This is a genomic window from Coleofasciculus sp. B1-GNL1-01 (assembly GCF_040220235.1).
GTDB lineage: Bacteria > Cyanobacteriota > Cyanobacteriia > Cyanobacteriales > Coleofasciculaceae > Coleofasciculus.
The window spans coordinates 1-17,751 of record NZ_JAVJTO010000053.1 but is presented as its reverse complement, the minus strand read 5'-3'; the positions used below and the strand labels follow the sequence as shown (position 1 = coordinate 17,751).

Below are 17,751 nucleotides of genomic sequence, written 5' to 3'. Positions count from 1 at the left end.
CTTCCCCTAGGGTTCATGTTTTTTATCCTGAAAGGAGCTAGGGGGTGGAGGTGGTGGTGGTTCTCCTTGCTGCGTTGATTTGGATTTCTCCTCCCAATTCTCCTCCTCTGGATGGCTTAGGGGATCAAAATCGTCCATGGAAAATTCGTCCAAGGAGAGTTCCTCGAATTCATAATCCGGCTCATTCACATTTTCGGCAGATTGGTTTTGATCCCCCAACAAATCCATGGGATCAGATGATTCTGACGTCAGTTCTTTTTCCTCAGCCTCTTCTGGTAAAGCACCTAACCCTTCCAGAGGATCACTGGTAGACTCAGTGGTTTGGCTTTCACTCAAGTCTGACCATTCAATCTCACTATCAACCTCAGTTAAATCAGAATAGGGTTCAAGTTCCTCAACGGCAAATTCATCCCAGTCTTCCTGAATATTTAACTCCGGGGGAGACTCCTCAACAGGTGGAGGTGCAGCAAAGGGGTCAAAGTCTTCTACTAAGTCACCCCAGTCTTCATCCGTCTCCATCTGGGCAAAAGAGCGATCGCCTAATTCTGGTTCATCGACTACCCAGTCATCCCAGTCGGTATCGTCGTCAGTATCTTGGAGTTCTGCTAAGGAGTCCAAACTGGGCATTTTTTTAGCTGATTCCGGTTCCCTCGGTGTGGGTTCAATGTCGGTTTGGGGTGGGATATCCGGTTCAGCCGAGGGGGGCGACTTCAATTCCTCAAGTTCCAATGTTCCCCAATCTTCGTTGAGAACTTGCCAGTCTTCCTCATCTAACTCCGCTTCGCGGCGATCCGATAGCGGTTCTGGTTCGGCTTCAATGAATTCATCTCTCGCATCCTCCTCAGTGATTGAGGACTCTTCATCCTCTAGCGGTGGGGGTGGAGGAGGGGGTAATGACTCAAGCAAATCTAGCACCGAGTCATCCTCATCTTCTTCCTCGTCTTCCTCTTGTTCCTCCCAAGCTGTTGTTGTCTCTGGCGAGGGAGTCGATTCAGGAGATACCTGTTCCTGAATATCCGGAGTCGTCAAATCTGGCGTTTGGGCGGTCAATTCGGCGGCGGCTACTCCCGCATCCGGTGGGGTGGCTGTCTCTGGCGGGGGAATGGATAAGGGCGGGTATTCTATCTCACTCAACCCTGTCTTTTGATCTTGCAGCGCGATTAAAATCTCAAATAGCTTTTGCAAACTTTTAAGATTATTCTCAACAAGCTGATTGCCTTGCGCCACCTGGTCTAAATGAAAGGGGAGGAGATCTCGATAGGGACCATTGCCAATAAACTGATCCCCAATCTCATTCGCGATCGCTCCCTCAATCGTATTAATTTGAGTCCGCAGGCGATAACCGGGTTGGGCGGCTGTTTCGGCGTGTTCCTCAGCATCAGACGCCACCCAGGTTGTAATTTTCAACTGAATGGCTTCCGCTAAAGCCCCAGCAAACGCTTCTTGAACCTTGCCTGCTTTAAGTTGTTGCCTAAAGTCCTCACTCGACGCCATAATACACTCACCGAAAAAATTAGGGTTGGTAAGGGGAAATATGGAAGCCCCTGTCATTTATGCATGGGGAAGAAATCTTTCCCCTTACGCCAACAACTGCCCGACAGGGCATCCTTTATATTCAAGATTAAGGTAAATTATCCTGACTCGAAGGCGACAACGCCGGATTGTTCTCCCGAAGTCGCGGTTGGGTTGACTGTTGGGGTTGATATTGCACACGAGTCAACACGGTAAAGAGTTGTTGCAAGTTTTCCAGATTATTCTGGATAATCTGGCGTCCTTCCTGAACTTGCTGGGTATGAAATTGGCGTAGTTCCGTGTAGGGACCATTACCGATAAATTGAGATCCTACCTCATTATCGATGGAGCCTTCCACAATATTAATCCGGGTACGCATACAGGAATTAGCCGCAGGCTTCTCTGTTTGTGGCGAATTGGCGGAAGCCACCCAGGTCGTAATTTCCAACTCAACCGATTCAGACAAGGCTAGGGTAAAGGCATCGCCAATGTTTCCTGACCTTAGTTTCTGTTTGAATTCTTCGCTGGTTGTCATGTAATTAATCTGCTCCAGCTATATCAGCTCAACAATATACTCAAAGTGCTTTGACTATAGCAAACTTCCGCCTCTACTCTCTACCTTCCCTGTTCCCTGTTCCCTGTTCCCTGTTCCCTGTTCCCTGTTCCCTGTTCCTTGACTACCAAAAATCTGTCACCTGATAACCCAGCTCACTCAGCATCTGATACAACAGGGGTAAACTGAGACCAATAACATTACTATGACAACCGTCTAGTTTTTCGACAAATAAGCCGCCCCGCCCTTCTAGCGCAAAGCAGCCCGCACACTTAAGCGGTTCACCTGTCGCCACATACGCTTCAATCGCGCGATCGCTAACATTGGCAAAGTAGACTCGTGTTATCCCACAACGGACAATTGTTTTGTCCTGGGATAAGTCAATTAAGGCATGACCAGTATAGAGTTCACCCACTTTACCCCGCATCATTTGCCACCGAGCGATCGCCTCTTGAGGATTGGCGGGTTTACCGTGGATCTCACCCTGAATGCTTAACACTGAATCACAGCCTAACACTAGCGCATCGTTAAATTTAGGCGCAACGGTTTGGGCTTTTTGCAATGCTAACGTCTTGACCAACTCTACCGGATCAGTAACCTTAACCTGAGATTCATCAAAATCACTCTGACAAACGATGGGTTCAATGCCAGCATTTTGCAATAAACGGCGGCGTGCTGGCGAAGCGGAGGCTAAAACGAATTTTGTCATTCGTCTTATGTCCTTTGTCATTTGTTGCATTAATCTTGACAAATACCCCCTCATCTAGTAAACGTTAAACGAACTAACGACTTGGGTAAACAAGTCTTGCACTTTATCCCAACGTTCTTCAGTGGTTGAAGCATTCAAGGTATAGAGCTTGTCATGACTGATCACGGCTGTGGCTAGGTCATGCCGATTTTGACTGGGAAGTTTGACGCTATATTCAAGAAGATAATAGGTTTTGTCTCCCGTATCGCGAGCTTTGGCATCAACTAATTCAACTTGACGATTGGAATTCGCCGCCGAAAGCACATTTTTCTGGAGTTGGTAACCGACTTTCCCAGGCGTTCCTAAATCGGTGAGGGTTGTATTCTCTGGAACGGGGTTAATCACCACGCTGACATTTTCGGTTGGCTCGATCAAATCCCGAAATACGACATCGGGTCCATCAGTGACTTTAATCGGCACCCAACCATTTGGATAGAGAAACTCATAACCGTCAGCCGTATCGACATAGCTTTTCAGTCCACTAACACCGACAGTGCAGCCATGCAGACTTAAGCTCAATACTAGCAGCAAAATGGCGGCAATGGTCTTGAGCATCTTTTTATCCTTTGAATTGGTGCATTCTTATTGTCTCATCTTCCGGGTACACTCATGATCAAGATAGGTCATGTTGGCTTGGACAGGGTTAAGGTTATAGCACTACGCATTGAGGTTAGGACAATACAATTGGGTGAAAAGGCAACAGGCAACAGGCAACAGGCAACAGGCAACAGGAGAATATCCTAATGTATCGCCGTAGTACTATAACGAGGAACCACTTGGGGAAGGTTTACGTCGGCAGAGTGTAAAACTCTCACGCTTAACCCTCTTAAGATTAAACCGAAAAACCAAAACAACGATGAACTCAACCTATCGCATACTGACCATTTTTGGATTAATAACTGTCCTGACGGGATTCTCCGAAGCGGTTCACGCTCAACAGCCAATCAGGGTTGTGCAAGAAGCCTCGTCAGAGGAGTTAACAGCCGTGGAACTGTATAACCAAGGCGTCGATAAATTGGAAAAGGGTGATTATGCTGGTGCGATTTCTGACTTCGCCGATGCATTACAACTGAATCCCGAAGATGCGGATACCTACTATAATCGTGGCTACGCTTATCATAGTCTGGGTAATTACGATGCTGCGATTTATGACTATACCCAAGCGATTGAGTTAAATCCCGATTTCAGTCAAGCCTATAGTAACCGAGGCTATACCCATTTTGTGCGCCGGGATTATCAAAAAGCGATCGCGGATTTCACGAAGGCGATCGAAATTAACCCGGAAAATGACACGGCGTATATTAGTCGCGGCAATGTTTACGACGAGTTAGGTAATTCTGAAGCGGCTCTCGACGATTACGCCAAAGCGCTGGAAATCAACCCCGAAAATGCTCGCCTTTATTATAATCGGGGGCTAACCCGCAATCGCTTGGAACAATATGAAGACGCGATCGCTGATTATACTAAATCAATTGAACTGCAACCCACCTTTGCTGAAGCGTATTACAATCGGGGACTGACTCAATTCCAATTAGAGAACATTGAAGAAGCCACGGCTGATTTGCAGAAAGCGGCTGAACTTTTCCAAGAACAAGGCAGATCAGACAGTTATCAAAGTGTTATGAATGCATTGCAAGCGATGCAAGGGGAAGCAAACCCCTGACCCTACTGATTTTGGCAAGTTAGGCTAAATCGAACGAATGTTTCGCGTAATCTTTGATCAGATTTCACTTCATTGTTAGTCCAAAATCGCTGGATTAACAGGGGTGTTCCCGATTTAGGGATTCGCAGAACTTAGCTAATGCTGGATACAGAGACAGCGACGTACATTAATCCACTAACTAAAACTAGAGCCGCAATTCCTAGAAATACATAGTTACGTTGCTCGGTTTTGGTTGGTGGTTCTGCTTGGTAAACTTTCGGTTCACGGGCAAAGTTATTTAAACGTCCGCCTTCTTCTGTGGTATATGGCATGAATGATAACCTTCTTTACTCAACTTATAGAATTGTAACAAACTCTCAGTATAAATACTCTCTTATTTGGATAAGAAATTGTTATAGTCGCTAAAAAGCGGTTCTAGCCCTCTAATAACCGTTGCACGTAAATCGTTACATCAGGAAATGCTAAGGGCTGAATTTCTCCCGTCGTCAGGGTTAATTGGCGGGTATAGTCACCATCGACAGGTTCACGAAACACTTTCAGGTGTCGGTTTTTTAAGTTGACAACCCAATAATCCTCAATTCCAGCAGTGGCGTAAGCCCTGCGCTTGATCTCCAAATCTTTGGCAAGGCTGGTGTTAGCAAACTCAATCAGCCAAAAGACATCTTCAGCGTAGGGATGGCGCTGGCGATAGATTCGTCCCAGAGGTCTGACGATCGCCAAATCAGGTTCAGGTTCAGAGTTATTCGGTAGGGTAATAGGACGACCTTCCCGGACTTTAGCGCGATCGCCTAAAAGTTGGCTAAGATAAGTCCCACTTTCATCTCCCAGGTAAGCATGTTCGGGACCCTCTGGGGGCATTTCAATAATTTCTCCGTTTAACAGTTCGACATGACGATTGTCTAAAAGACCCACTTCAATCATGCGGTGGTAGTCATCTAGCGTCCATTTGGCGGTAGTTACGGTCATCACAGTATCCTCCCGACTTTGGGGATTTGATTAATTTTGACGAAGTAATCCTCAAACCCTAACAAAGAACAAAGAACAAATGACAAATGACAATCTTAACTAATCGTCCCCGTCAACGGTGAACTCGCACTGGCATAACTTTTAATCGGAATCCGTCCCGCCAGAAATGCCAAACGCCCCGCTTCAGTCGCCATCCCCATCGCTTTCCCCATCGCCACCGGATTTTTGGCTAGCGCGATCGCACTATTCACAAGTATTGCATCTGCCCCCATCTCCATGGCTTGCGCCGCTTCACTGGGCGATCCAATCCCCGCATCTACGACTACAGGAATTCCCGCTTCTTCGATAATGATTTGAATATTTGCCGCCGTTTTAATCCCCTGTCCTGAACCAATCGGCGAACCCAAGGGCATTACTGTGACACACCCCACCTCTTCTAATCGTTTAGCTAACATGGGGTCAGCATTAATATACGGCAGTACCGCAAACCCTTCTTTTACCAGTTTCTCAGCGGCTTCCAGAGTGCCAATCGGGTCAGGTAATAAATATTTCGGGTCGGGAATCACTTCTAACTTGACAAAATTATTATCCTCTTGCCCCAATAACTTTGCCATTTCCCGACCTAACCGCGCCACCCGCACCGCTTCTTCTGCGGTTTTACAGCCTGCGGTATTGGGTAACATCCAGATTTTTGTCCAATCCAGCGCTTCTGCCAATCCTTCATGACCCGGGGCTTTGGTTTGCACCCGCCGCACGGCTACGGTAACAATCTGACTCCCACTCGCCGCAATCCCCTGTTGCATTTGTTCAATGGTGCTATATTTCCCTGTACCCGTCATCAGGCGGGAGTGAAATGTTCGACCTGCAATGATTAACGAATCAGATGTCGCTGGTTCTGTAACCGAGGTGGTTTGGGGAGATACGGACGTAATCGGAGAACTGATCATTAAATTTGAGGAAGATTTATGATAAAAGCGATCGTATCGAAAATGGTCTAATAGCGGATCAGCGGTTTGCGTTTCCATCCAGTCTGCCAGTAGCTGGGCTGTCACAGGGGCGAGGAGAATACCGTTACGATAATGTCCCGTCGCTAGGGTTAGATTTTCACAAGGGCTGACTCCCAGGATCGGACATTCATCTGGGGTGGCGGGTCGAAATCCCCACCAGCATTCCCGAATAGACCAATCCTGTAGGGATGGATATAACCGTATTGCCCGTGATAGTAAGGTGTGAATTCCTGCTGGCGTATTATCCGATTGCCATCCCACGTCCTCACTGGTTGCACCAATCAATAACCGCCCATCCCGACGGGGAACTAAGTAGGTATCGGGTCCATACAACACCCGTTGCAGGGGTAAGGGCTGATGGGGATTGACTGGTATTTGTACCGACAGCATCTGACCCTTTTTCGGATACACGGGTACAGGTAGCAACTCGTTTGACCAAGCCCCCGTTGCTAAGACATACTGGTCAGCTTGAAATTCACCAATCGAGGTTCTGACACTACAAACGCGACGATTTTGCTGCTCAATTGCCTCAACTGTAACGCCTTCGCGCAGGTCAATCCCTATTTCTTGAGCCGCTAATCGCAGGGCTTGTGCTAATGCTCGGTTATCGACTTGACCATCTTCGGGATACCACCAACCACCAATCACATCTGCCCCTAAACCAGGTTGATATAGATGAATCGCCTGTTTATCTAACCAATTTCCGCGATCCGGGTGAGAGGCTGAACCCTCTTCATAAACTGGGGCGAGAATCCCACAGGGCAAATATCCTGTTGCCACACCCGTAAGCTGTTCCAGTTTGTTACACCATTGGGAATAGAGCGATCGCGATCGCCCACATAATTCCCGCATCGGACTGTCGGGAATGGCTTCCGCATGAGGGGCTAACATCCCAGCGGCAGCTAGAGTCGCTGCTTGTTTAAAGTCGCGGGTTAATACCGTGACTGTCGCCCCCCGCCACTTCAACTCTAGGGCGAGTGCCAAACCAATCACGCCACCGCCCACAATTAAAATATCACTGGAAAAGTTCATTAGATAAAACGTTAGACGCGCCCTAGCCAGTCCGTACAGATTTGATCAATCAGGTTACCAGAGAGCCGTAATCGGTTCGGACTCCTCGGTCGCTTCACCCGCGCCTGTATCCGCTTGACCCACTGTGGTTTGAGGGGCTTGAGCTGTACCCTGATTATTTTGGGCTTGATTAATCGTCGCCGGCGCCTGAGCCGTTGGCTGAGTTGGCTGAGTTCCCGTTGCTGTTTGAGGTTGTTGTGTTGCCCCTTGGTCGGTTGCCGTGTCTGGAACTGACTCAATGATTTGGTTCGCTGTGCGGTTTTCACCCCCAAAGAGTCCTCCCAAGAACGGAAGGGATATACCCTGCCAACCTAAAGCTGCTCCGACTACAACGGCAGCAATGATCACTAATCCAATTAATTTATTCATCTTTGTTTCCCTGTAAATTCTACAGGACTTATGTCCCACCTACATATTAGATAGTTTTTGTACTGGCTTTTTTTTACTAGACTTACACCCTCTCCAGCTAAACGTTGTCTGCTGTGGCAACCTTCTCAGGAGATTATATCTAGTGAAGTGAGCGACCTACATGAAATCAAAGATCATCATAATGTAGGGCTTCTTGCCGGATAAGCTAACGCCTTCCCAATTATATCGCTCCCCCTGCTCCCCCTGCTCCCTCTGCTCCCTCTGCTCCCTCTGCTCCCTCTGCTCCCTCTGCTCCCCCTGCTCCCTCTGCTCCCCCTGCTCCCTCTGATCACAAATATTTCTGCACCACCTGCCATCCGGTATAAGATACCCAGGCAAATCCGACAAATAAAGCAATATTGGTTCCCAGATGAACTGCCCGCGCCCAAGGGTGTTGGGGGCTAATCTGGGTTGAACTTGCGGCAGACACCGCAACCAACGCTACGACAGCTAATCCGGCAATCAAGTGTCCAGAATGTCCGAGATTGCCATAATGACCGATAGTACCCACTAAACCAATTCCCAGGAGCAGCAAGACCAAACTGACCATTACCCATCCGATGATGTAGTGTAAAGGTCGCAACCATTTTGGTTTGGGGTGTTGAGAGCGCCGTTTCGTGAACAGAACACTGCCCGTCACCGCCAACAGACCATAAGCCGCGAGGGACAAACCCATTGACCAAGCGGCTATTTTCCACAACCAGATAAAGTCGGGCAGATTCACAACTTGATGCCTCAAATTTAGCCTGTTTACTGCCCCAATCGTAACGTAAGAGGTTGCTCGGCTGAACAACCCCCTTAATCTTTGTTTTTTAATAGCTTTTGTTATCTAATGAGCTGTTGCCACAGCTAAACGCTCTTTGCTGGCTGGGCTATTATGACTAATTGTTTTTTCACTGGACTTGTTATCATCAGTCGGTGGTACAACGGCTTTAGCGTCAGAAGATGACGCCGGATTACCGTCTTGAGCGACAAGCAAGCGAGTACAGGGTATGGTATCCGAGAGAATCGCACTTGCCATCATGCCTGTGTGAATCTCCAATAGCGCTTGGGGTAGGGCTTCAAAGACTAAGCGCTGTCCTGGAAAAACCACGCGCTCAAAATACCAATTGGGAATATTTGTAATCCGAGCAATTTGAATCTGGCTCGTGGCGTTTACGTAGCAACAGACAATGTGAGTTTGATTATCAGAAGGTAGGGGATCAAGTATCTGAGTCATAACTGCTGAGTGAGGTACTAAATGAATTCTGATTGTTATTACTTCACCTAACTTAGCACTTGTGATCCAGTCCCTGTTGTAAACCCGACTACCAATTGTGCGGGTTTTTCGCCAATCGCGTCCCAGCGATCGCCGCTAAATGGCTAATTGATCCCATCCCTGGGGATGAGAACTTCTACCTAGGGTTAAGACCCTCAATTGGAACGCCTTAGGTAAGATTGCTTAGACTACCTCCCTCAGACTCTCAGATATGAACCCCACGAAAAAAAATAGCATACGCTTGAGGTCAGAACCCAATCTTGTTAAAGTAAAGTTAAGTTATGTGAAAAAGAAATCAAATATCTGAGAAAGCTGGACTGGGGCTGTGTTCTTATCTCCCGGTCGGTGAGGGCTTAAGCGTCTACGTACACCGGGTTTTCATCCAAGTTGGGTTGGAGATTTGCCCAGTTCAACCGAGCCAATCCTGTTCATAAAAGCCGATTTACCCCAGATAAAATTTATAATGTCACCCAAAATTCTTTATGTGCGCCTCCCCTGCAACCCAATTTTCCCGATTGGTGTTGTCTATCTAGCCGATCACGTTCACAAACTCTTCCCAGAGGTAGAACAGCGCATCTTTGACTTAGGCACTGTACCTCCCCTGGATTTTTCGCGATCGCTCGACGCCTGTATTGACGAATTCCAACCGACGCTGTTGGTATTCTCCTGGCGCGATATTCAAATCTATGCGCCAGTTGGTGGTAGAGGGGGGAACCCTTTGCAAAATGCCTTCGAGTTTTACTACGCCAGTAACCCCTTTGTCAAGTTACGCGGGGCGATCGGTGGATTACGTTTAGCCGCCGCTTATTACAATGAACTGTGGCGTAATTTAGGATTGATTCGCCGGGGACTTAAACGCGCTCGTACTTACAACCCAGAGGCACGTCTGATGGTTGGCGGCGGTGCGGTTAGTGTATTTTATGAACAACTGAAGACGAAATTACCCAATGGGACAATTGTCTCCGTTGGCGAAGGTGAAACCCTGCTAGAGAAACTCCTGCGGGGTGAATCGTTTGCTGATGAGCGCTGTTATGTGGTGGGTGATACGCAGCCGCGCGATCGCATGATTCATGAACGCCCAACTCCCCTAGAAAAAACCGCTTGTAATTACGACTATATCCAAAGCATCTGGTCGGCGTTTGATTATTATTTTCAAGAGAGCGACTTTTATATTGGGGTGCAAACTAAACGGGGTTGTCCCCACAACTGCTGCTACTGCATCTACACCGTCGTCGAAGGTAAACAAGTACGGATCAATCCCGCTGATGAAGTAGTTGCCGAAATGCGCCAGCTTTATGACCGAGGTATCCGCAACTTCTGGTTTACCGATGCTCAGTTTATCCCAGCGCGGAAGTTTATCGACGATGCGGTGGAACTGTTGCAGAAAATTCTCGACTCCGGGATGACAGACATTCACTGGGCGGCATATATTCGCGCCGATAATCTCACCCCGGAATTATGTGACTTGATGGTGAAAACCGGGATGAACTACTTTGAAATCGGTATTACCAGTGGTTCCCAGGAATTAGTTCGCAAGATGCGAATGGGGTACAACCTTCGCACCGTGCTGCAAAATTGTCGGGATTTAAAAGCAGCGGGATTTAATGACTTGGTTTCGGTCAACTATTCCTTTAATGTAATAGATGAGCGACCAGACACCATTCGCCAAACCATTGCCTATCACCGGGAGTTAGAGCGAATCTTTGGTGCTGACAAGGTGGAACCCGCGATCTTCTTTATCGGATTACAACCCCATACTCATTTGGAAGCCTACGCTTTTGAGAACGATATTCTCGAAAAAGACTATGATCCAATGAGTTTAATGCCTTGGACGGCGAAAAAGCTACTCTGGAATCCCGAACCCCTAGGCTCGTTCTTTGGAGAGGTTTGTCTGCAAGCGTGGCGGCAAAATCCCGATGATTTTGGTCGCGAAGTGATGAAAATTTTAGAGGAACGCTTGGGCTGTGCGGATTTAGAGGATGCATTAGCGGCTCCGATTGAAGCCTCAGCTAAGACGCCGCCTAAACAACTGGTTACAGCGGGGTAGTTGATTCTATCCGTTTATCGTTAACTCGAACAGCTTGGAGAAATTTAACCCTAAAATGTATCATAATTAACATAAAATCATCGGTTAAAATTCTCCCCTGCTCCCAGACGCGCCATGGCACGTCTCTATTACACCCACTTTCCCCTGAACCCCTCAGACAAGGTTTGATCATGCTGCAAGGTTCGATATTACAAAAGTTAGACACAGCTCATCGCGGTGGTAAGCGACCGCTGAATTTTGGCGTTTATCACAAAAACACCCTGATTGCCCTGTGTCATGCCTTGGAAGACTTCATCTTAGAGTCAGAGGGAAAACCTCTGCTAATTGCAGCATTTCAACAGGGAAAATGGTATATGCAAGAGGCAGAACGCTATGGCGATTTAGCGGAACAGTCGTCTCAAGTGGTAATTCTGGCGACAGCGGAAACTGGTTTTGGGGAACATCCCACCAGCCAGCGCTCTAATGTGAGACTATTGGATTTAGATGCGTCTGATCCAGTGGCTCAAGAATGGCATTTGATCATTATGTCAGAGACATACACAGCAATGGTCTTATGTCAAGAGTTATCGGCTGAGGATTATGGCAGTAAAGGACCACCCAAAGATGATCGGGAGCGCAAGTTTTATGGGTTCTGGACATTTGAGCCGGAATTGGTTCGGGAAACAGTCGATTTAGCGATCGCACACATTGGCGGTTACGATCAACAGTTACAACAGCGCCTAACCGACCAAGCACAACAGATCACGGCAGCCTTCGGTAGCAAAAAACGCGATGATATTGGGGAGGTTGTGTCTCGCGTCGTCGAATATCTCGAAAGCTTTGAACAAGAATTACACCAAACTGAGGATGAGCCACTTCAGAACTTGCCCCTTGCCGAGCAAGACTTAGATAATAATTTAGTGTCTAATAAAGTGCAGGCATTTTTGCGGATGGCACAGCTCATCGATCAAGCTGATGTAACTAATCCCATGGCAGCGGCGGAAGTGGCAACCCTTTGTGAAGCGATGGGTCAATTGCTTGATTTACCTGCGTGGCAAATCAAACGGCTGCGATTAGCGGGATTGCTGCATCGCCTCGCGCCGTTACAAGGGGTAGATGAGGATCTAGAACCGACAAAATCCACGGTGCAGCAACAGGCGATTTCTCAACAAGAGGCAATGCCAAAATCCACGGTTTTGCGGGTCATGCCCCAATTACAGGCAATTGCTAATATTATTACCCACCAAACCGAACATTGGGATGGCTCCGGACAACCGGATGGTTTGGCTTATGATGAAATTCCCTTGGAGTCGAGAATTTTAGCACTGATGACCACATTTCAACAGCGGCTCAAGGACTATCAATCCCAAGAGACTCCTTTGGCAAAAGCACTTAACGACTGTCAGGCGTCAGCGGGTACAGTATTTGACCCAAAACTGCTTGAGGCTCTAGAACTACTGGTGATGGGAATGCAACAGGGTATGAGTTTACAGGCAAATCAACCTAAAATAGCCGCAGGGATGTGGTTGCTTGATTCCCATTCCCCCCAGGAAGCCCAATCCAATGTTTCGTCTTAAGGTTTAAGTCACGCAGGAAAATTGATGGAAATCGAAGCAATTCGCGCAGGAAAAATTAAGCAGCTCTCAGGTGCTAATCTAGACGACGAAGATTTGTCTGGGAGCCAACTGGAACAGATTAATTTGGCAGGCGCTAGTCTGGTGGGTACGAATTTGTCGAGAGCTAATCTCAACGGTGCTCGTCTGGATGGCGCTAAACTTCTGTGCGCTCAATTGGTGTCGGCTGATGTGCGGGCAAATTGTTTGGGCGCTAATCTGATGCAAGCCAACTTGACTGGGGCGGATTTGCGCGGGAGCAATCTCCGAGGCGCGAATTTAATGGGCGCGAATTTGACACAGGTATCCTTGGCGGGAGCATTTTTGAGTGGCGCGAATCTTATGGGTGTCAACCTTCAGGGCGTCGATTTCCGAGGTGCTGATCTGCGGGGGGCGAATCTCAACAGTGCTAATCTTAAGGGGGCGGATTTATCGCAAGCGGATTTACAAGGCGCTAGCTTGTGTGACGCCAATTTTGAGGAAGCGGATTTGCGCGGGGCGAATCTGGGAGGGGCGAATTTAACGGGAGCGAATTTGCTTTGTGCTGAACTCGATGACGTCAATGTAAATGGTGCGAAGTTAGAGCGGACTTGTGTGGTGGGAACGTCTCTGGAAAGTAGTTCCTAGAGTGTTGCCTGAGCATCGCGAGTTATTGTTCTTAGAACAAAAGCAATACAAAGGACAAAGAGGCAGCAAATGATAATATTCTGACATAGAGGCTTGGATTTAGGCTTCACTCCTGCTATGATTCATGATTATCGAGTTGCGCCCAAAAAACTCTTCCATCTCGACAGGATGGAGGAATATTTGGTATTGGAGTGATGGGGAGAATAGGGAAAAAGGGTTAATGACCCTGATAAAATTAGGGGCGTTTCATCTCCTGGGAATCTGTCCTGGCTCACCTCCTCACCTCCTCAACCATCCCCGTTAACGAAAAAGGCATCGTGCCAGACTAGGGGATTGGGAGGATATCTATCCCCAAATCAGTTCGGTTATTTCCCCGATTCAACTCTATCCGTTTCTCGGTGTTTTAGGCGATGATAGTAACTAGGAGAGAATGCCAACCTGTTAAACCATGTCGGTGTCAGGAGGAAAAGTAGCAGATGCGACACCCGGATGATTTTTCCGAAATGTTGAACCTTTACCTCTTTACCGTCGTCTAAAGGTGTAATACTATAGAGTTAAGGCAAACTCATACTGACTTCGCATTCGCCTTGTTCCTAGCCCAGAGCTTAGTCAGCTAGGAAACGCCGCAGAATCAACGAAGAGACAATTAACTGAGTCAATCGCTTTAACTCCTGATCTACGGTTCGATCTCCTGCCCAACTCAATACAGGTAGGAGTCTATACATCTTTTAGTAGATGTAAACAACCGCTTCGCGCACGTATCCTCAAGGTGAGAGATGGCTATAGCTTTTGCTTTTGAGGTCAAAATCCGCGACAGATTTATTGCTCGTTTACGGAGTCACTACTCACAGATGCCCACTGTTAACACCAAACCCAAAACGACCAAGCCCACATTTTCGGCAGATATGGTTCGCACCTATCTGCATGAAATCGGTCGCGTGCCACTACTGACCCATGAGCAAGAAATTGTCTATGGTAAGCAAGTGCAGCAGATGATGCCGCTCTTGGAGGCAAAAGAAGCCTTAGCGGAAACCTTAGAGCGCGAACCGACGATGCAGGAGTGGGCAGATCACGTTGATTTAGAGGAATCAGCCCTTAAGAAAATTATAAACCAGGGAACGCGAGCTAAGCGTAAAATGATCGAAGCGAATCTGCGCCTAGTGGTGGCGATCGCGAAAAAGTATCAGAAGCGTAACATGGAATTCCTGGACTTGATTCAGGAAGGCACCCTGGGATTAGAGCGAGGGGTGGAGAAATTCGACCCAACGCGAGGGTATAAGTTCTCTACTTATGCGTACTGGTGGATTCGTCAAGCCATTACTCGCGCGATCGCCCAACAAGCCCGGGCGATTCGGTTACCGATTCACATTACCGAAAAGCTGAATAAGATCAAGAAAGTGCAACGGGAGTTGTCTCAGAGATTGGGGCGTAACGCGACACCAACGGAGATTGGTCAAGAGTTAGATTTAGAACCTGCCCAAATTCGCGAGTATTTGAGCATCGCCCGTCAACCCGTATCATTGGATGTGCGGGTAGGGGATAACCAAGATACAGAATTATCTGATCTGTTGGAAGATAGTGGACCGACTCCGGTTCATTACACCACCCAGGAATCCCTGCGCCAAGATTTAGATAATCTCCTGGCAGAATTAACCCCCCAACAACGGGAAGTCTTAGCACTGCGCTTTGGCTTAGAAGATGGGAATGAACTCTCTCTGGCAAAAGTCGGACAGAGACTCAATCTCAGTCGCGAACGAGTACGCCAGTTAGAGCATCAAGCCTTAGCCCAACTCAGACGACGCCATGCCACGGTACGGGAATACATCGCCAGTTAGTTGGTTTGTAGTTGCGCTTTAGCGCCCTAAACGTTGGCATAGCCAAGAACTCAAGTTCTGGCTTAAAGCTTAAACCCGTTAAAACTCAAAGACTATTTCCGAACGTTCAAGTTGGCGACATTCGATGAAAGTGGTAGCACAAATTCGCTACCACTTTTTTTTGTAAAAAAATATTAATTTCTTCAGCAATCCCCAGACTAGCGATTGAAGCTCCTGAAAATACTGTGTCCGTAGAAAAACCTTCTGCGGGGTGAGTTAACTTTCATTCCTTCGAGGGAATCGCCACTGAAGCATCATCCATTATTGTTTAACTAGAGAGAGATGAATAGTTCAATCCAATTACAAACCCGCGTAATTTTGCCCATACAAACTGTGACGGTTGAGAAACCGGATAAAGGCAGCGCAAACCAGAGACAGGTTCACGGTTAGATAGAAAGTAAGGATGCCTGCTAACGTCTACTTTAGCTTAAATCTACTTTAACAAATTAGGGCGGCTACCAACTGTGTAATAAAATTCCAAATTTTTTAAGGGTGTTTCGATATTATTTTAAAGGAGGTAACCACGGTGATTAGCCGATTCATTGAGTTTTTTCAGTCCCAACGTCAACCATCTTTTTCTTGGCGTTTACCCCTAACCGGGTTACTGCTCACAGTAGGACTAACAATGAATGTCTCTAGTAGACCTATAGCCGTCGCTCAACAACTCAAGCAAACCGTGGACTCTACAGGAGAAACGAATCCATCTACTGTATCCGCTTCAGCCACTTCCATCCCAGATGGCACGTACCTTTACGGTCAATCTTCTCAACCCAATCAGATTGGTCAAGAATATATTGTATTTCAAGCCAATGAAGGACAGCTAGTTGGGGCACTTTACTTACCTCACTCTGAATTTAGCTGTTTTCATGGCACTCTAGAATCTAAACAGATGAATCTCCGAGTTGTCAACCCCTACGACCAAACCGCTTTAGCTCATACGATTGAGAATCAGCAAGAAACTGCGGTAGCGGCGGCGGGGAGCCAGCTTAATCTCGATCGCACTTACGAATCCTTAACCTATCCCTACACCGTTAAGCTTGATCAGTATCAACCTGTGGGTCAACTGAGTGAGAATGATCAGCGGATGTTGAATATCTGTCGGGAAAACTTGCTCTGACAAAGGACAAAGGACAAATGACCGGAAAACCGGGATACAAGCCCCGTCCTTCTAGGACGGCTTTTATTTGATAAATCGTTCTGACGTTTTGTCAAATAGCTGTATAATGGATTAAGGAGGTGATGCAAGTTGTTTAATCGGGTCTACGAATTTAAGCTAAAACCGACTAAAAGTCAGATAAGTAGGTGGACAAGAAAAAACTCAACAATGTAACACAATGTTAAGACTGAGGTGAAGACTACGGTGTTAGAATTTGCAACCAACAGAACAATTGGTGCGACCTTTTTTTTCTTATTTAAGGTAAACCTCTGCTCCCAATACTGGGATAGAAAAGAAAAGAGCAAAGAGGGATTTTATTTGCGTATGTTTTACGCAAATAAAAATCGCTTTTATACTGAAGTTTCTTCGGTGCAGATGTACTACACCCAGGGGAAAGCCTTATCCCGTAATGGTTTTAGCGCCCACCCCCTGAGAATCGTCCCCATGTAACCCTGGCAAGAGTTTCGCGATACGTTCCTTCTTAACTGGAGTTTAGACTACGAGTAAGGAGATCAGTCTGTGTTGAGTTTATTCATCAGCCTGGGTGCGCTCGCCGTTCACGCAGTAATGTGGGAAAGGGAATCAAGTCATATCGGCGAGTGTGCCCAGGCTATTTTTAGACCTCCCTATATCACTGAAGTTGCCACCTTCCAAAGGTACTACAGGGAACTCAATACCTACTCTGAGCCTGATTTGACAAGAGTGAAGCTAAAAACCCAATCGCCCTAAGCCAAGATAGGTATACGGTGTAGCAATTTGTCAACAGGGAACTTCAGTTGTATGCAGCGCCTCCCCTATATACGATACTGCTGGCGAATCAGGGGTCAGACCCCTCACCCCCATCAGTCTGCTGCTCTATTCCTTCACGTCCATTCATGGTTCACGTTGAGAGGAACCCCATCAGCTTGCGCCCTCTAGGGGGTAATGGGGGGTCAAACCCCAAAGGGGGCTCAGAGCAATAAATACAGCGCTTTCCTCTGCTATGAGGTATAACATCAATCTAGAAGTTTCAGGGATAGGGGGCTAATACTGTACTCCATAAGAGGGCGAAGTATAAAGACAAAGACTTTGTGGATGTATTTCCCGTCCGATGTGGACAATCAGCCATCTCACCAGCTCGATTAGCAATAATCACCATAATGCAATTTGCGGAAGGTTTAACTGATCGACAAGCCGCCGATGCAGTCAGGAGTAGAATAGATTGGAAATATGCTTTGGGATTAAACTTAACGGATTCAGGATTTGATGCAACGGTACTAAGTGAATTTA

General features: G+C 47.2%; 17 protein-coding genes and 1 pseudogene. 8 read left to right on the top strand and 10 right to left on the bottom strand.

The features are described from left to right. Positions 1–6: 6 nt before the first annotated feature. From RID53_RS13555 to psbP, 4 genes are all read right to left on the bottom strand, one after another. Entirely contained in the window at positions 7–1,494 is a 1,488-nt protein-coding gene (locus RID53_RS13555; protein ID WP_446388602.1) for a hypothetical protein, read from the bottom strand. A gap of 127 nt (positions 1,495–1,621) precedes the next feature. Continuing rightward, positions 1,622–2,047 carry a hypothetical protein gene (locus RID53_RS13550; RefSeq protein ID WP_446388601.1) on the bottom strand — a complete coding sequence of 142 codons (426 nt, stop codon included), beginning with the start codon at positions 2,045–2,047 and terminating at the stop codon, positions 1,622–1,624. 142 nt (positions 2,048–2,189) lie between these two features. Continuing rightward, entirely contained in the window at positions 2,190–2,774 is a 585-nt protein-coding gene (locus RID53_RS13545; protein ID WP_446388600.1) for a Maf family protein, read from the bottom strand. 54 nt (positions 2,775–2,828) lie between these two features. Further along, a complete protein-coding gene (psbP, locus tag RID53_RS13540) occupies positions 2,829–3,368 on the bottom strand; it encodes a photosystem II reaction center PsbP (protein WP_446388599.1) in 540 nt (179 codons plus the stop codon). Positions 3,369–3,669: 301 nt separating this feature from the next. Between psbP and RID53_RS13535 the strand changes: the two genes are divergently transcribed. After that, positions 3,670–4,476, top strand: coding sequence for a tetratricopeptide repeat protein (locus tag RID53_RS13535; RefSeq protein ID WP_446388598.1), 807 nt, complete (start codon positions 3,670–3,672; stop codon positions 4,474–4,476). 131 nt (positions 4,477–4,607) lie between these two features. On the opposite strand, the gene psb34 is transcribed toward RID53_RS13535, so the two are convergent. The 6 genes from psb34 to RID53_RS13505 form a co-directional block, all read right to left on the bottom strand. Continuing rightward, the gene (gene psb34 / locus RID53_RS13530) at positions 4,608–4,787 is read right to left on the bottom strand and encodes a photosystem II assembly protein Psb34 (RefSeq protein ID WP_446388597.1); all 180 of its coding nucleotides are present in this window, start codon (positions 4,785–4,787) and stop codon (positions 4,608–4,610) included. 103 nt (positions 4,788–4,890) lie between these two features. Next, positions 4,891–5,442 carry a Uma2 family endonuclease gene (locus tag RID53_RS13525; RefSeq protein ID WP_446388596.1) on the bottom strand — a complete coding sequence of 184 codons (552 nt, stop codon included), beginning with the start codon at positions 5,440–5,442 and terminating at the stop codon, positions 4,891–4,893. Between the two features lie 95 nt (positions 5,443–5,537). Beyond that, positions 5,538–7,481 (bottom strand): glycine oxidase ThiO, encoded by a 1,944-nt coding sequence (thiO, locus tag RID53_RS13520; protein WP_446388595.1) that lies wholly within the window; start codon positions 7,479–7,481, stop codon positions 5,538–5,540. 54 nt (positions 7,482–7,535) lie between these two features. Beyond that, entirely contained in the window at positions 7,536–7,889 is a 354-nt protein-coding gene (locus RID53_RS13515; protein ID WP_446388594.1) for a hypothetical protein, read from the bottom strand. Positions 7,890–8,217: 328 nt separating this feature from the next. Beyond that, positions 8,218–8,652, bottom strand: coding sequence for a DUF4079 domain-containing protein (locus tag RID53_RS13510; RefSeq protein WP_446388593.1), 435 nt, complete (start codon positions 8,650–8,652; stop codon positions 8,218–8,220). 105 nt (positions 8,653–8,757) lie between these two features. Continuing rightward, on the bottom strand, positions 8,758–9,147 hold the full coding sequence (locus tag RID53_RS13505; RefSeq protein ID WP_446388592.1) for a DUF1830 domain-containing protein: 390 nt from the start codon (positions 9,145–9,147) through the stop codon (positions 8,758–8,760). 502 nt (positions 9,148–9,649) lie between these two features. Between RID53_RS13505 and RID53_RS13500 the strand changes: the two genes are divergently transcribed. From RID53_RS13500 to RID53_RS13470, 7 genes and pseudogenes are all read left to right on the top strand, one after another. Further along, entirely contained in the window at positions 9,650–11,233 is a 1,584-nt protein-coding gene (locus RID53_RS13500; protein WP_446388591.1) for a photosystem II high light acclimation radical SAM protein, read from the top strand. A gap of 170 nt (positions 11,234–11,403) precedes the next feature. Then, positions 11,404–12,789 (top strand): DICT sensory domain-containing protein, encoded by a 1,386-nt coding sequence (locus RID53_RS13495; RefSeq protein WP_446388590.1) that lies wholly within the window; start codon positions 11,404–11,406, stop codon positions 12,787–12,789. Positions 12,790–12,813: 24 nt separating this feature from the next. Beyond that, positions 12,814–13,452 carry a pentapeptide repeat-containing protein gene (locus RID53_RS13490; RefSeq protein ID WP_446388589.1) on the top strand — a complete coding sequence of 213 codons (639 nt, stop codon included), beginning with the start codon at positions 12,814–12,816 and terminating at the stop codon, positions 13,450–13,452. 851 nt (positions 13,453–14,303) lie between these two features. Beyond that, positions 14,304–15,287: an RNA polymerase sigma factor, RpoD/SigA family gene (locus RID53_RS13485; RefSeq protein ID WP_446388666.1), complete on the top strand. Its 984-nt coding sequence runs from the start codon at positions 14,304–14,306 to the stop codon at positions 15,285–15,287. A gap of 565 nt (positions 15,288–15,852) precedes the next feature. After that, positions 15,853–16,443, top strand: a complete 591-nt coding sequence (locus RID53_RS13480; protein ID WP_446388588.1) for a hypothetical protein — start codon at positions 15,853–15,855, stop codon at positions 16,441–16,443. Positions 16,444–16,686: 243 nt separating this feature from the next. Then, positions 16,687–16,932 carry a hypothetical protein gene (locus tag RID53_RS13475; protein WP_446388587.1) on the top strand — a complete coding sequence of 82 codons (246 nt, stop codon included), beginning with the start codon at positions 16,687–16,689 and terminating at the stop codon, positions 16,930–16,932. A 602-nt stretch (positions 16,933–17,534) separates the two neighbouring features. Beyond that, positions 17,535–17,751, top strand: a pseudogene (locus RID53_RS13470) (transposase); the annotation flags it as partial.

Coding starts and splice junctions, on each gene's coding strand:
- RID53_RS13555 (WP_446388602.1), bottom strand. CDS start 1,494: ATGGCGTCGAGTGAGGACTTTAGGCAACAACTTAAAGCAGGCAAGGTT.
- RID53_RS13550 (WP_446388601.1), bottom strand. CDS start 2,047: ATGACAACCAGCGAAGAATTCAAACAGAAACTAAGGTCAGGAAACATT.
- RID53_RS13545 (WP_446388600.1), bottom strand. CDS start 2,774: ATGACAAAATTCGTTTTAGCCTCCGCTTCGCCAGCACGCCGCCGTTTA.
- psbP (WP_446388599.1), bottom strand. CDS start 3,368: ATGCTCAAGACCATTGCCGCCATTTTGCTGCTAGTATTGAGCTTAAGT.
- RID53_RS13535 (WP_446388598.1), top strand. CDS start 3,670: ATGAACTCAACCTATCGCATACTGACCATTTTTGGATTAATAACTGTC.
- psb34 (WP_446388597.1), bottom strand. CDS start 4,787: ATGCCATATACCACAGAAGAAGGCGGACGTTTAAATAACTTTGCCCGT.
- RID53_RS13525 (WP_446388596.1), bottom strand. CDS start 5,442: ATGACCGTAACTACCGCCAAATGGACGCTAGATGACTACCACCGCATG.
- thiO (WP_446388595.1), bottom strand. CDS start 7,481: ATGAACTTTTCCAGTGATATTTTAATTGTGGGCGGTGGCGTGATTGGT.
- RID53_RS13515 (WP_446388594.1), bottom strand. CDS start 7,889: ATGAATAAATTAATTGGATTAGTGATCATTGCTGCCGTTGTAGTCGGA.
- RID53_RS13505 (WP_446388592.1), bottom strand. CDS start 9,147: ATGACTCAGATACTTGATCCCCTACCTTCTGATAATCAAACTCACATT.
- RID53_RS13500 (WP_446388591.1), top strand. CDS start 9,650: ATGTCACCCAAAATTCTTTATGTGCGCCTCCCCTGCAACCCAATTTTC.
- RID53_RS13495 (WP_446388590.1), top strand. CDS start 11,404: ATGCTGCAAGGTTCGATATTACAAAAGTTAGACACAGCTCATCGCGGT.
- RID53_RS13490 (WP_446388589.1), top strand. CDS start 12,814: ATGGAAATCGAAGCAATTCGCGCAGGAAAAATTAAGCAGCTCTCAGGT.
- RID53_RS13485 (WP_446388666.1), top strand. CDS start 14,304: ATGCCCACTGTTAACACCAAACCCAAAACGACCAAGCCCACATTTTCG.